We start from the raw sequence: 14049 nt of genomic DNA, 5'->3' as shown, positions 1-14049 counted from the left end.
CGCGCCACGCCCTGTGGGTGCGTCTGCTACTGAAGCGCCTGAGCGCCCAGGGCCAAGCAGCCCATAATGCCCTGTTTGCCCTCGAGGCTGTTGTTGACGATATAGCTATCGATGTCGGCCATCTCGGGCGTGACGATGTAGCCGTTGAGCATCTCGGCGCACTTCTTGCGCGCGAGCGGCACGATGGGGGTGTGGTCGGCCACGCCGCCACCGATGACGATCTTTTGCGGTGCGTAGCACAGGATGTAGGTCATGAGCGCCTGCGCCAGATAGCCGGCGAGCAGGTCCATGGCCTCCGGGTCATCGGCCATCTCTCCGGCGCTCTTGCCACCCCAGCGCTTTTTGACGCCGGGACCGGCGATGAGGCCCTCGAGGCAGTTGTCGTGGAAGGGGCAGCCGCTGTGCTCGCCGATGGTGTCGCGCGGGTCGCGCGTGACCAGGATGTGACCGGCCTCGGGATGCATCATGCCGTGCACGAGCTTACCGCCCGAGAGCACGCCGGCGCCCACGCCGGTACCGATGGTCAGATACACCACGTCAGTGAGGCCCTGGGCGCAACCAAAGGTGACCTCGCCCAGGCAGGCGACGTTGACGTCGGTGTCGTAGCCGCAGGGAATATTGAGCTCGTTTTGGATGGTGCCCAGCAGGTCAAAGTAGCGCCATGCCGTTTTGGGCGTCTCCAGGATCTTGCCGTATTGGGACGAGGCAGGGTTGACTGCGGTGGGGCCAAAGGCGCCGATGCCCAGCGCGGCGATGTCCTTGTCGGCAAACCATGCGTTGACGGCCTCAACGGTCTCCTGCGGGGTCGTGGTCGCAATCTGCTCGCGTTCCAGGACCGTGCCGTCTGCATAGCCCGTGGCGCAGACCATCTTGGTGCCGCCGGCCTCGAGCGCTCCGATAAGCTGCTGCTCTGCCATAGTATTCCTCTCTGGACGAGTTGCTCCGTGACTAAAGTATAGCGCTCTAAAAAATAAATGAGGTCGCTATAAAAAGAAACCTCATGGCCCAACGGGTTCACGAGGTTTCTTTAGTGCCTTTAGTTACTGACCGTCCTTACCCGCGCGGGTTGATTTTATCACGTAGCGACTTGAGGTTCTCAAGCGCAGCGTTGAGCGTCTCGTCTCGCTTGGCAAAGTGGAAACGAATCAGATGGTTGACGGGCTCGCGGAAGAAGCTCGAGCCCGGAACGGCGCCCACGCCCACCTTGGAGGCCAAATCCTCACAGAAGTCGAGGTCGCTGTCATAGCCAAACTCCGAGATATCCATCATCACATAGTAGGCGCCCTGCGGCACGTTGTGCTCAAGACCGATGCTATCGAGCCCCTGACAGAATAGGTCGCGCTTGGCGGTGTAGAGGTCGAGGACCTCCTGGTAATAGCTGTCGTCGAATTTGAGGGCGGTGACGACAGCTTCCTGCAGGGGAGCGGCAGCACCCACGGTGAGGAAGTCGTGGACCTTTTTAATGCGCTCGGTGATCTGGGCCGGGGCGATGGTGTAGCCCAGACGCCAGCCGGTGATGGAGTACGTCTTAGACAGCGAACTGCAGCTGATGGTTCGATCGAACATGCCGGGCAGCGTGGCCATATAGACGTGCTCGTGGGGCGCGTAGACGATGTGCTCGTATACCTCGTCGGTAATGCAGTAGGCGTCGTACTTTTTGCAGAGGTCGGCGATTAAGGTGAGCTCCTCGCGCGTAAAGACCTTGCCGCAGGGGTTGGAAGGGTTGCACAGGACGATGGCCTTGGGATCGTTGTCGCGGAAGGCCGCCTCGAGTGTCTCGCGGTCAAAGTCGAACGCAGGTGGGTTAAGCGGCACGTAGATGGGCTCGGCACCCGAGAGGATCGTGTCGGCGCCGTAGTTCTCGTAGAATGGCGAGAAGATGACGACCTTGTCGCCGGGGTTTGTGACCGTCATCATGGCGGCCATCATGGCCTCGGTGGAGCCGCAGGTGACCACGATGTTCTCGTTGGGGTTGATCGGCATGCCCATAAAGTGCTCCTGCTTGGCGGCAAGCGCCTCACGCATGGCCTGGGAGCCCCAGGTGATGGAGTACTGGTGATAGAGCGGCTTGGGGTCGCTGGCGATGGCGCTCAGGCTGTTGAGCAGCTGCGCCGGGGGATCGAAGTCGGGGAAGCCCTGCGACAGGTTGACGGCGCCATACTTATTGGAGATGCGCGTCATGCGGCGGATGACCGAATCGGTAAACGTTGCCGTACGGTTGGAGAGTTCTTTCATGCTTGTCCTTTCGAGCATTTGCAGTGGGGCAAGTTTACTCCTATGAAACCGGTGGGAATTGCTCGAAATGGTCTCGAAAAACTCTTTTCAAAATTCTTGAAAATTGGGGCTTGCATCGCGTGGCGTTCCTTGCAATAATAGTCGAGCGCGAAGCGCACAGGACACGGTGGGTGTAGCTCAGTTGGCTAGAGCGACGGGTTGTGGTCCCGTAGGTCGAGGGTTCGAGTCCCTTTACCCACCCCAGTTCTTGCTTCGTGTTGATATCGGGTCGTTAGCTCAGTTGGTAGAGCAGGGGACTCTTAATCCCAAGGTCCAGGGTTCGACCCCCTGACGGCCCACCACACGATATCTCCTCTAAAGTCCGCTACGACGGACTTTAGCTTTGGGTCGTTAGCTCAGTTGGTAGAGCAGGGGACTCTTAATCCCAAGGTCCAGGGTTCGACCCCCTGACGGCCCACCCAAAGTATGTTAAAGCGACTGGCTTAGGCTGGTCGCTTTTTTTGTTGACCTCGCATGGGGTCGAACCCGTCGGGGCGCGAAGCTGAGGAAATGCGTAAGCATTTACCAGCGCAGCGCGCAAGGCGCAAAGCGCCGAAGCGGCCGCCTGCAAAGCAGGCTGACCCCCTGACGGCCCACCAAAGATTGTTAAGACGGTCAACTTCGGTTGGCCGTCTTTTTTATTAACCTCGCATGGGGCCGAACCCGTAAGGGCACAGACGCTTTACAAGTCGAGCCTGCCCTGGGGGTCGGTGAATCCGTCTGTACCCTCCTTGAGCTTTTTCTCGTCTGCTTTCACGCGACGTTCGAGCTTCTTTGTATCTTCGGCAGGCGGTAGGTTCTCGGGTACAATTCCGCGGTCGATGAGGCTGCCACGCACGCTTGTGTTGTTCTCGACGTGCTCTTGCTTGATCTGGTCCAGACCGTACAGGTCGTGTTCCTCGGCGTTGAAGGCCGTCATCGAGTTCGTAAGGTCCTTTGCTTTGATGAGGACATCGGCTAACCTGTCCGCCAATGCCGCGCTCTTGGGTTTGCCGAGCTGCTGCTTCATTTCCGCCGTGCTTCTGCCGCCGAATAACGCTTCATCGCCCTTCGACTTGATGATCGCGAATCCTTTGGAGTCCACGCCGCGTTTGAATGCAATACCCGAGAGCTGTTTCTCTGAATCGGATAGCGAGTGGCGCGCCTGCAAGCGCTGAATCTCTGCGAAGCGCTGCTCTATGAGCTCTTGGCGGCGCGTCTGCACGGCAAAGTATGCTTGGGCGAGTGCAATCTCTGGCTTGTTTGAATCTCCGTTCTGGGCGATTAAATAGCATGCATAGCGCGTAAGTTTGTAGTCTTTAACCGCGCGAGCGGCGACACCGGCAATTACCATTTTCGTGGTGTCACGAAAATGGGAATCAACTGGAGTTTTGTTTGTTTCGCACGAGACTTTTGCCCTCTAAACAACTTCGGCGAAGTTTTCCCATCGCGTGTACCCCATGGGTTCCATTAAATCTCGTGCGAGCCAATACTCAACGCCGTCTTCTACATTGGCGTAGCTATCAAGTTCGACACGCCACTTCTCGATATCTCTACTGTCCATATCTCCTCCTCGCTGGCCTATTGTCTATGCGGGCTTTGCCCGCTCCGTATTCAGAACAAGGATACGCTGCCGTACGGACACGAATGGGCCCCGTGCCACTTCGAGCTCACGGGGCCCATAGATATCGATTAGTTGTGTTCTGCTTTAGATGGGTGTTCGAATTAGTCCGCTCGATAGTGCGATCCGAGGCTTTCGGTTCGTTTGCGCATGGCTTTGACCATTTCCTGTGCTAGTTGAATCTGCGATTGCAGGCGGGCGAGGGCTGCGACTTCGCTGTCCTGGGCTTTCTGTGTGCTCAAGGTCGTTGCCTCCGTCTTCAAGCCCTCAAGCTCGTGTAGTGCCTCGGATAGGCCTGTTTCGGTCCTGTTGATCATGCAATAGGTGCTCATCGTGTGCCTTAGGCTGTGTGTCAGGCGTTCGGCATCTGTTGCGGCTATGCCGTACTGGGGGAGGGCGATATCCGCCTTCAGGGCTGTCTCGGGCTCTTTCTGTGCTGCTTGGGCTGCCGATGCGCCCGCGATGCGCCCGAACACGATGCCGTTGGCGCTTGACAAGCCACCAATGCGGTCGGCGCCGTGCATGCCGCCTGTCGCCTCACCGCAAGCGTAGAGGCCCTCAACGCCCGTTTGCGCGGTCTTATCGATCTTGATGCCGCCGTTAGCGGCGTGGGCATACATCGCAACGCGCATCTCGTCAGTCGGGGCGATGCCGTGCTCGTCTTGCAGCCAGGTGGCAAAGGTCTGCACAAACTCTGGGACATCTTCGCGGGGAAAGTCGTAGTGGAGTGCCAGGCCTTCGACACCTGCCTGATCGATGACGAGATCGATGGCGCTGGAAGCCAGGCGCGAAGTGAAGGGACCGTATCCGGAGCGTTGCTCAAGCAGGTCGTCCAGCTTGTCGTCGGCAATATCTACCGGCTGGTCTACATGTACGTAGCGCCAGGTTTTCTCGTTGAAGACCAGGTTGCGCTTGGGCTCGATGAAGCCGGGCATCATCTGCATGAACTCTATATTAGTAAGTGTTGCGCCGTGCGCCAGCGCGATGGCCTGCGAGGAGCTGAGCACATCAGCCGACGTAAGGCTGCGCTCGAACAGGCCGCCTGTGCCACCGGTTGCGATGATCGTGGCCTTGGCAGCAAAGGGCACGATTCGATTTTCGGTGAGGTCGTAGAGCATGGTTCCGGTTATTCTGCCGTTCGTGTCCTCAACAAGGTCGATAAGCTCATGGCGGGGGAGCAGGCGAATGCCGAGCGACTCGATCCGGGTCGTCAGAGCGTCCTCAAGGGGCTTGCGGGTGAGGCCGCGCCACATGCGCGTCTTGTGGTCAAAGCAGGGGATAAATTGCTTTTGCTGAGCGCTTTCAGCGCTTTGCGGACGCTGGAGCTCAACACCCAGGTCTTGCTCGAGCCATTCAATTGCCTGGGGAATGCTGTGGACAAACGTCTGGACAAGATCGGGGTCGGCGACGCCGCCACCAACGGTCTGGATGGTATCGATAAGGTCTTGTTCGTCGTCTTCGTTAACGGGTCCGATAAGCCCCAAGCCCCAGGTTCCGGGGAAGAAGCTTGATCCACTCATAGTCTTGCCGGCGCTTGCCACAGTGACGGTCACGCCCGCGCGCGCCGCTTCGATGGCGGCGCAAAGGCCCGCAATGCCAGATCCAATTACCAGTACATCAGTCGATTCCATCGGATTCCTTTCTCGTCCGGCGCATTGTCGCACGGGTGATCGGCAATGGGGCCGCAAAGACTCGGCAAATCGGTAAAGGGCAATTATGGCAGGTGGGTGTCATGGACACTTTGACGTTCCATCTCGTCTCATCTCGTATTTCGCCCCAACTGGTATATCGGCATTAGCTACCCTGCGACAGCGTAAACAAAAAGAGCCGCTACCTCGAAAGGTAGCGGCTCCAAAGCTCAACTATATGAGCATCGCGCGGGCGCGATTAGGCCTTGAGGGCCTCCTCGACAGCGACAGCGCAGGCGACGGTGGCACCGACCATGGGGTTGTTGCCCATGCCGATGAGACCCATCATGTCGACGTGCGCAGGCACGGAGGAAGAACCGGCGAACTGGGCGTCGGAGTGCATACGGCCCATGGTGTCGGTCATGCCGTAAGAGGCAGGGCCGGCGCCCATGTTGTCCGGGTGCAGGGTACGGCCAGTGCCGCCACCAGAAGCGACGGAGAAGTACTTCTTGCCAGCCTCGATGCGCTCCTTCTTGTAGGTGCCAGCGACGGGGTGCTGGAAGCGCGTGGGGTTGGTGGAGTTACCGGTGATCGAGATGTCGACGTTCTCGTGCCACATGATGGCAACGCCCTCGCGGACGTCGTCGGAGCCGTAGCAGTTAACGGCAGCGCGGGGACCATCGGAGTAGGGGATGGTCTCGACGACCTTGAGCTCGCCCGTGTAGTAGTCGAACTGGGTCTTCACATAGGTGAAGCCGTTGATGCGGGCGATGATCTGGGCGGCGTCCTTGCCCAGACCGTTAAGGATAACGCGCAGCGGCTTCTTGCGAGCCTTGTTGGCGTTCAGAGCCAGGCCGATAGCGCCCTCAGCGGCAGCGAAGGACTCATGGCCGGCCAGGAAGGCGAAGCACTCGGTGTCGTCGGAGAGCAGCATAGCGCCCAGGTTGCCGTGGCCCAGACCGACCTTGCGGTCCTCAGCGACGGAGCCGGGAACGGTGAAGGCCTGGATGCCCTCGCCGATGATGGCGGCAGCCTCAGAAGCGGTCTTGGCGCCACGCTTGACAGCGAGAGCGCAGCCGAGGGTGTAGGCCCACTCGGCGTTCTGGAAGGCGATGGACTGGGTGTTGTTGACGATCTCACGCGGGTTGAAGCCCTTGTCGGTGCAGATCTGCAGAGCTTCCTCGAGGGAGGCGATGCCGTTGTCGGCGAGGCACTTGTTGATCTTGTCAGCGCGGCGCTCGTAACCTTCGAACGTAACAGTCATAGTTATTTCCCTCCCTTTCTACTCGTGAACCGGGAACACGCTGGCGACGGAGTGAGTCTCCTCGTCGGTGCGCGGGTCGATGTACTTGGCAGCGTTCTCCCACTGACCATAGTGGCCCATAGCGCCAGCGATGGCCTCCTCGGGGGTCTTGCCGGCCTTGACGGCGTCGGTGAACTTGCCGAGGTTCAGGAACTCGAACGCGATGATCTCGTTCTTGTCGTTGAGAGCCATGCGGGTGACGTAGCCCTGAGCGAGCTCGAGGTAACGAGCGCCCTTGGCCTTGGTGCCGAACATGGTACCGACCTGAGAGCGAAGGCCCTTGCCGAGGTCGTCGAGGGAGGCGCCCACGGGCAGGCCGCCCTCGGAGAACGCGGTCTGGCTGCGGCCGTAAACGATCTGCAGGAAGATCTCGCGCATAGCAACGTTGATGGCGTCGCAGACGAGGTCGGTGTTGAGGGCCTCGAGGATGGTCTTACCGGGAAGGATCTCGGAAGCCATGGCAGCAGAGTGAGTCATGCCCGAGCAGCCGATGGTCTCAACGAGGGCCTCCTCGATGATGCCGTCCTTGACGTTCAGCGTGAGCTTGCAGGCGCCCTGCTGAGGTGCGCACCAACCCACACCGTGCGTAAGACCGGAGATGTCGGAAATCTCCTTAGCCTGGACCCACTTGCCCTCCTCGGGGATGGGTGCGGGGCCGTGGTATGCACCCTTGGCAACGGGGCACATGTTCTCCACTTCCTGTGAGTACTGCATGCCTCTCCTCTCTATCGTGTTGGCGTCCCGTCTGGGGGTCGTGGCTGGCGATTGCCGGGCGACCCTTCGAAAGGGACATGACATGCAGCCCCTATAATACCGCGAAATGCACGGAATATTCGGCGAACGGCTCAGTTTTCGTAGCGAGAAGTCCGGAAGTTTTAATTGAAACGGTTTAACTATATGTTCTGTGGTCGCGAACTTCCGTAGAGGGGGTTCGTCTTGGGCAAGCTTTTGGTCAGCTCTTGTAAGCGTTGCAGGGGTTGACCTGTTGCAACGGTGCCGTTCGCCGCCCGTTTACTGCCTTTGGCCGCGCGAGTGTATTGTTTTGCGTGAATGTTTTGATGGCACGCTTCAATCGTGCTGTATTGGATGGCAATCAGATCCCGGCGAAGGGAGCGCCATGCAGCGCGTTTGGAGAACGGTTACCGGCTTTTACCATGTCTGTGCCCGCGGTGTGGGCAAGCAGCTCATCTTTGAGGGCGATGAAGACCGGTGGGAGTTTTTGGAGCTGATGCGCGAGTGCTGCCGCGAGGTGGGCGTGACGGTTATCGCCTGGTGCCTTATGGGCAATCACGTGCATCTGGTGCTTGCAGATTACGAGGACGCGATGAGCGCGGCGATGCACCGGCTGCTTTTGACGTACGCGCGGCGGTTCAATAAGCGCACGGGGCGCACGGGTCATCTGTTCCAGAACCGTTTTGACCGGCGCTCGCTCGATACCGACCGTTATCTAATGGCTGCCATTCGCTATGTTCACGCTAATCCGCAGGAGGCGGGTATCGCCCTGATCGAGCGTTATCCCTGGAGCAGCTTTGCCGAGTATCTGAGAGCGTATGACAACGATACGACGAGGGGATTTTCGGACCCTTCTTGTGTGCTTGAGCTCTTTGAGTCTGCCAAGGGGTTTCTGGATTATTCTCTGTCGATGCCCGATGGTTCCGATCCGGTGATTCACGATATGGATGAGACAGAGTGGGAGCGGCGTGCGTTTGCCGACAAGATGGCGAAGCGCCTGGGCGTGCCGCTCAACGAACTCAAGACCGTAGCGCCCTCGCGGCGAGATGGAATCATTTTCGCCCTGCACGATGTCGGCTACACGGTGCGCGAGATCGAACGATATACGGGAATCAGCAAGAGTACCGTCTCTCGTATCGTGCGCGCTTATGTTCGGGTGAATGCTCAGGCTGAGGGCTCGGAATAGAAAATGGCCGAACCACTCTTGTCAAGCGATTCGGCCAACAAAATTCTTAAGATTTGGGACAAATACTACTGATTATTTTGTCCCGTGAGCATGCCGTCGAGGGTGCGCCAGGCGAGCTCGGCGCATTTGACGCGGGCGGGCATGTGCGAGATGTCCTGGAGCTGGGCGGCCTCGTCCAGGTCTTCCAAGTCCTCCTCGGAGAGCTGCTCGCCGCGGATCATGGCGAGGAAGAGCTCTGCCAAGCGGCGAGCTTCCTCGACGGTCTCGCCGGTGATGAGGTCGGCCATGATGTCGGCGCTGGCCTGGCTAATGGCGCAGCCGTGGCCGGTAAAGGACGCCTCCTCGATCACGTTGTTCTCGACACGTAGCTGCAAGGTGAGCTCGTCTCCGCAGCTGGGGTTGATGCCGTCGTGCTCGTGCGTGGGGGCGTCCATCTCGTACTTGTAGTCGGGGTGCGAGTTGTGCTCCATAAACGTGGTGGAGGTGTACAGATTACCCATTGAACGTGCTCCAAACGTGATGCAGGCCGGCGATGAACTTGTCGATATCGGCCTTGTCGTTGTAGAAGGCCACGCTGGCGCGGCAGCAGGCAAGGTTCTCGACGCCCAGCCAGGTGAGCAGCGGCTGCGCACAGTGGTGGCCGGCGCGAATGCAGACGCCGTCCATGTCCATGATGCTCGCTACGTCGTGCGGGTGGATGCCCTTGACGTTAAAGCTCACGACGCCGTGGTGGTTGTCCCAATAGATGGAGCCGATGATCTGGACAAAGTCGAGCTGCATAAGCTCGCCCATCAGGTAGTGGACGAGTGCCTGCTCGCGTGCCTGGATGTTCTCGTAACCCACCGTGTTGACCAGGTAATCGAGTGCGGCGCCCGTGGCGAAGATGCCGGCGGCGTCCTGCGTGCCGGCCTCGAACTTCTCGGGGACGGGAGCCCAGACAGCGTTCTGCTCGGTGACCGAATCGATCATCTCGCCGCCGGTAAGCATGGGCGGCATGGCGTTGAGCAGGTCCATCTTGCCCCACAGCACGCCGATGCCCATGGGGCCCATGGCCTTGTGCGCACTAAAGGCAAAGAAGTCGGCGCCCAGGTCGGCCACATCGACCGGCATGTGCGGCAGCGACTGCGCGCCGTCGACGACCAGGTAGCCGCCGTACTTGTGCACGAGTTTGCCAAGGTTCTTGACCGGGTTCTCGACGCCCAGCACGTTGGAGACCTGTCCCACGGCCAGGATCTTGGTCTTGGGACCCACCTTGGCAAGAACCTCCTCGGTGGTGAGCTGGCCGGTCTTGGTGGGGTAGAGGTAGACGAGCTTGGCGCCGGTCTCGCGGCAGACCTGCTGCCACGGAATCAGATTGGAGTGGTGCTCCATGATGGTGATGACGACCTCGTCACCCGGTTCGAGCACTGTGGGCGCAAAGCTCTTGGCGACCAGGTTGAGCGATTCGCTCGTGTTGCGGGTGAAGACGACCTCGTTGGCCTGTGAGGCGCCGATGAGGTCAGCGATCTGCTGGCGGACCTTCGCGATGGCGTCGGTGGCCTCGACGGACAGCGAGTACAGGCCGCGCAGGGGGTTGGCGTTCATGCGCTGGTAGAAGTCGCGTTCGGCGTCGAGCACACGGGCAGGGCGCTGCGCGGTGGCGGCGCTATCGAGGAAAGCGATCTCGGGGTGCTGCTGGAACAGCGGGAACTGGCCCTTGTAGGGGTTGGTCTCGATATCTACGGTGGGCCAGCCGCGCGAAGCCTCGTCGCTGGCGTCGAGCTCCATAGGCTCCGGTGCGGTACAGGTGTCACATTTAACGTGCTCGGTATCGATCATGCGAGCTCCTCCTCAAAGTTGTCGATCAGGTTGTTGCCCAGGCGGACGACGGCGGCGCGGGTGCGCTCGTCGGTGGCGGAAAGCGCGGCGTCCTCCAGCTTGGCGCGGATGAACAGGTCCTCGGCGGCGTTTTGGTCAAGACCGCGGCAGGCGAGATAGAACAGCTGCTCGTCGCGGACGTGGCCGATGGTGGCACCGTGGTTGCCGGCGACGTCGTCCTCGTCGCACAGGATGACGGGGACGGTCTTGTTGTCGACGCCCTTGTTGGCCAAAAGCACCGTCTCGCGCTCGGTGCCGGTTGCACCCTTGCAGCCGTGCACGAGGTCGATGGTGCCGCGATAGACCTTCTTTGACGTGCCGGTCAGTACGCCGTTGGCGTCGATCTCGCACTCGGTTTTGCGACCGCGGTGGCGCAGCTCGTAGTTAAAGTCGCGCACCTGCTCGCGGGCGCCCAGGTAATCGGTATCGATGGTGACCTTGGCGGTATCGCCCAGCAGGTCGCCGGCAAGGCCGGTGGCGCTGGCGCCGGCACCCAGGACGGTGTGCTGCACGTTGACGCGCGCACCCTCGTCCAGGAACAGGCCGGTGTCGTCGAGCGCGATCCAGCTATCGTCGAGCGTCTGCGTGCAGGTCACGTTGACGATGGCGTACTCGTGGGAGCACACGCGTAGCACGGAGCCCACGACACCCTCGCCGGCAACGGGGGAGTCCAGGGCAATATGCAGGTCGAGCGTTGCCTGCGGGCGGGCGACGACGTCGATGGCGGCGATGGCCGCGGCGGCATCGACACCGCTCACGCGCACAGCAACCGTGGCGTGCTTGTATGCGGGCACATCGATGACGATGCGCTTGGTAGCGTGCTCGGCCAAGTAGGCGTAGGCAGCCTCGCCCATGCCGGTTTCGAAGGCTTCAGCGGGGGAGAGCTCCTCCTCGAGCTTAATGGCACCGGCCTGGTAGACGGAGGTGGCGGGCACGTCGAGCTCGGTCTCGGGCGTGATGCGGGCACGGTCGGCAGCGTCGCCGGGGGCGGAGGCGCGGCGCTCGGGGAAGCGCTCGGCCATGGCGTCCATGGCGGCGTCGAAGGCGTCGGCGGCGCCGCAGAGCTGCTCGTCCAGCCCCATGACCTCGACGGCCTCGGCGGGAGCGGCGGCAAGTTCGTCCGAAAGCTCGAGCTTGGTCTGGTTCATCTTGAGCCAGCCCCAAGTGGCAGCCGGCATCGCGTTGACCTGCTCGAGTGTGGTAGCAGCGGTGTTGGTTTCCTGTTTCATTATCCGATCGCTCCTTCCATCTCGAGCTTGATCAGGTTGTTCATCTCGACGGCGTACTCCAGCGGTAGCTCCTTGGAGACCGGGTTGGCAAAGCCGTTGACGATCATGGTGCGGGCCTCTTCCTCCGAGATGCCGCGGCTCATCAGGTAGAACACCTTGTCGTCGCCGATGCGGCCGATGGTGGCCTCGTGGCCGATGTCGACGTTCTTGGCGCGGATGTCCATGGCCGGAATGGTGTCGGAGCGGCTCTGGTCGTCGAGCATCAGCGACTGGCAGCTCACGGTTGCCTTGGAGCCCTCGGCCTTGGGTGTGGCCACGATGGAACTGCGGAAGGTCTGGATGCCGCCGCTCTTGGAGATGCCTTTGGTCTCGACGGTTGCCGAGGTATCGGGCGCGTTGAGCACGACCTTGCAGCCGGTGTCGAGGTTCTGACCGGCGCCGGCAAAGGTGATGCCGGTAAAGCTCGAGCGGGCGCGTCGGCCGTTAAGCACGCTCATGGGGTAGAGGTAGCCCACGTGGCTACCGAAGGAGCCGCTGATCCACTCGATGTCGCCGTCCTCGTCCACGCGCGCACGCTTGGTGTTGAGGTTGTACATGTTCTTGGACCAGTTCTCGATGGTCGAGTAGCGCAGGTGCGCACGCTTGCCCACAAAGAGCTCGACGGCGCCGGCGTGGAGGTTGGCCACGTTGTACTTGGGCGCGGAGCAACCCTCGATAAAGTGCAGGTCGGCATCGTCCTCGACGATGATGAGCGTGTGCTCAAACTGGCCGGCACCCTTGGCGTTGAGGCGGAAGTAGCTCTGCAGCGGGAAGTCGAGCTTGGTGCCCTTGGGCACGTAGACAAACGAGCCGCCCGACCATACGGCGCCGTGCAGGGCCGCAAACTTGTGGTCGGTGGGCGGGATGAGCGTCATAAACTTCTCGTGGATGAGCGGTTCCCACTGTGGATCGTGCAGGGCTTCTTCAATACCGGAGTAGACGATGCCCATCTTGGACGCCGTGTCCTGCATGTTGTGGTAGACGAGCTCGGAGTCGTACTGCGCGCCGACGCCTGCCAGGTAGCTGCGCTCGGCCTCTGGGATGCCCAAGCGCTCAAAGGTGTTCTTGATGTCGTCGGGCACCGACTCCCAGTCGTGCTTTTGGTCGGTGTTGGGCTTGACGTAGGTGACGATGTTGTCCATGTCCAGGCCCTCGATGGAGGGGCCCCACGTCGGGTCGGGAAAACGGTTGAAGATCTCGAGGGACTTTAAGCGCAGGTCGAGCATCCACTGCGGCTCGTCCTTTTTGGCGCTGATCTCGCGCACGATGTCGGGCGTGATGCCGGCGTCGAGGCGCTCGAATCCCTCCTCGCCATAGGTGAAGTCGTAGAGGCTGCGGTCGATGTCCGCGACCTCGGTGCGGTTCTTGGTCATTACGTCGCCCCTTTACGCCTGCTGCTCGGCAGCGGCGGCCTCGGCCTGGGCGCGCTGCTCGGCGGCCTCGCGCTCGAAGGTCTCAAAGCCGTTCTTGTCGATCCAGGGGATGAGCGAGGCGTCGTCCTCGCGCACGATGTGACCCTTGACCATAACGTGGACGCGGTCGACACCCAAGTGCTCCAGGATGCGCGTGTTGTGCGTGATGATGAGCATGGAGCCGTCGCAGCTCTTGCGGTAGGCGTCCATGCCGTGGCTGACGGTGGAAAGCGCGTCGACGTCCAGGCCGGAGTCGGTCTCGTCTAGGATGGCGAGCTTGGGCTGCAGCAGCAGAAGCTGGAGCATCTCGACCTTCTTTTTCTCGCCGCCCGAGAAGCCCACGCCCAGCTCACGGTTGAGGTAGGAGGTATCCATGTTAAGCTCGGCCGCGAGCTCCTTGACGCGACGTCGGAACTCCTTGCCCTTCATCTCCAGGCCGGGGCGGCCGGCGATGCTGGCGCGCAAAAAGCTCGACAGCGGCACGCCCGGGATCTCGACCGGGGCCTGGAAGCTCAGAAACAGGCCGGCGCGCGAACGCTTGTCGGTGGTGAGCTCGGTGATGTCCTGGCCGTCAAAGACGATACGTCCGTCGTTGACCGTGTAGACGGGGTCGCCCATGACCAGGTGGCCGAGGGTGGACTTGCCGGCGCCGTTGGGGCCCATCAGCACGTGGGTCTCGCCGGCGGCGACGTTGAGGTTGACGTTGTGGAGGATGGTCTTCTCGTCCACGGAGGCGGTCAGACCTTCGATGGAAAGCAGCGGATTTGCGCTCATGCTGTCCCTCTCTGT

Annotated in this window: 12 protein-coding genes, 3 tRNA genes and 1 pseudogene; 4 read left to right on the top strand and 12 right to left on the bottom strand. The window is 60.9% G+C overall.

Going from position 1 to position 14049, the window contains the following annotated elements; translation table 11 throughout:
* Positions 1-26: 26 nt before the first annotated feature.
* Positions 27-917 (bottom strand): ROK family protein, encoded by an 891-nt coding sequence (locus tag DWW12_RS02860; RefSeq protein WP_055252294.1) that lies wholly within the window; start codon positions 915-917, stop codon positions 27-29.
* 136 nt (positions 918-1053) lie between these two features.
* A complete protein-coding gene (locus DWW12_RS02855; protein WP_055252293.1) occupies positions 1054-2235 on the bottom strand; it encodes a pyridoxal phosphate-dependent aminotransferase in 1182 nt (393 codons plus the stop codon).
* Positions 2236-2401: 166 nt separating this feature from the next.
* Here DWW12_RS02855 and DWW12_RS02850 point away from each other — a divergent pair.
* The 3 genes from DWW12_RS02850 to DWW12_RS02840 all read left to right on the top strand — a co-directional run bounded on the left by DWW12_RS02850 (position 2402) and on the right by DWW12_RS02840 (position 2692).
* A tRNA-His gene (locus DWW12_RS02850) sits at positions 2402-2478 on the top strand.
* Positions 2479-2500: 22 nt separating this feature from the next.
* Positions 2501-2576 (top strand) — tRNA-Lys (locus DWW12_RS02845).
* 43 nt (positions 2577-2619) lie between these two features.
* A tRNA-Lys gene (locus DWW12_RS02840) sits at positions 2620-2692 on the top strand.
* A 264-nt stretch (positions 2693-2956) separates the two neighbouring features.
* On the opposite strand, the pseudogene dinD reads toward DWW12_RS02840, so the two are convergent.
* From dinD to DWW12_RS02820, 5 genes and pseudogenes are all read right to left on the bottom strand, one after another.
* Positions 2957-3661: pseudogene (gene dinD / locus DWW12_RS02835) on the bottom strand (DNA damage-inducible protein D); the annotation flags it as partial.
* Positions 3662-3673: 12 nt separating this feature from the next.
* The gene (locus DWW12_RS09925) at positions 3674-3817 is read right to left on the bottom strand and encodes a hypothetical protein (RefSeq protein WP_199570650.1); all 144 of its coding nucleotides are present in this window, start codon (positions 3815-3817) and stop codon (positions 3674-3676) included.
* Positions 3818-3978: 161 nt separating this feature from the next.
* A complete protein-coding gene (locus DWW12_RS02830) occupies positions 3979-5505 on the bottom strand; it encodes an FAD-dependent oxidoreductase (protein WP_117854895.1) in 1527 nt (508 codons plus the stop codon).
* 256 nt (positions 5506-5761) lie between these two features.
* A complete protein-coding gene (locus DWW12_RS02825) occupies positions 5762-6766 on the bottom strand; it encodes a GGGtGRT protein (protein WP_117790827.1) in 1005 nt (334 codons plus the stop codon).
* A gap of 18 nt (positions 6767-6784) precedes the next feature.
* Positions 6785-7519 (bottom strand): iron-sulfur cluster assembly scaffold protein, encoded by a 735-nt coding sequence (locus DWW12_RS02820; protein WP_006235554.1) that lies wholly within the window; start codon positions 7517-7519, stop codon positions 6785-6787.
* Positions 7520-7922: 403 nt separating this feature from the next.
* Here DWW12_RS02820 and DWW12_RS02815 point away from each other — a divergent pair, with 403 nt between their 5' ends.
* Positions 7923-8723, top strand: a complete 801-nt coding sequence (locus DWW12_RS02815) for a transposase (protein ID WP_117854894.1) — start codon at positions 7923-7925, stop codon at positions 8721-8723.
* Positions 8724-8788: 65 nt separating this feature from the next.
* Here the strand turns inward: DWW12_RS02815 and sufU are convergent, their stop codons facing one another.
* The 5 genes from sufU to sufC are packed head-to-tail and all read right to left on the bottom strand — an operon-like array spanning position 8789 to position 14034.
* Positions 8789-9223: a Fe-S cluster assembly sulfur transfer protein SufU gene (gene sufU, locus DWW12_RS02810; protein ID WP_117583738.1), complete on the bottom strand. Its 435-nt coding sequence runs from the start codon at positions 9221-9223 to the stop codon at positions 8789-8791.
* Complete coding sequence (locus DWW12_RS02805; protein ID WP_197032756.1) at positions 9216-10541, bottom strand: aminotransferase class V-fold PLP-dependent enzyme; 1326 nt, start codon at positions 10539-10541, stop codon at positions 9216-9218. Before DWW12_RS02805 ends, sufU begins: the two co-directional genes overlap by 8 nt.
* The gene (locus tag DWW12_RS02800) at positions 10538-11809 is read right to left on the bottom strand and encodes a SufD family Fe-S cluster assembly protein (protein ID WP_117854892.1); all 1272 of its coding nucleotides are present in this window, start codon (positions 11807-11809) and stop codon (positions 10538-10540) included. The genes DWW12_RS02805 and DWW12_RS02800 overlap by 4 nt, the downstream gene beginning before the upstream one ends.
* Positions 11809-13221 (bottom strand): Fe-S cluster assembly protein SufB, encoded by a 1413-nt coding sequence (sufB, locus tag DWW12_RS02795; RefSeq protein ID WP_117854891.1) that lies wholly within the window; start codon positions 13219-13221, stop codon positions 11809-11811. Before sufB ends, DWW12_RS02800 begins: the two co-directional genes overlap by 1 nt.
* A gap of 12 nt (positions 13222-13233) precedes the next feature.
* Positions 13234-14034: a Fe-S cluster assembly ATPase SufC gene (gene sufC / locus DWW12_RS02790; RefSeq protein ID WP_117854889.1), complete on the bottom strand. Its 801-nt coding sequence runs from the start codon at positions 14032-14034 to the stop codon at positions 13234-13236.
* Positions 14035-14049: the final 15 nt, after the last annotated feature.

It is taken from the genome of Collinsella sp. AF14-35 (genome assembly GCF_003464565.1).
GTDB lineage: Bacteria > Actinomycetota > Coriobacteriia > Coriobacteriales > Coriobacteriaceae > Collinsella.
Note: the sequence above shows the minus strand (reverse complement) of the source record. Positions and strands in the feature narration are given on the sequence as shown.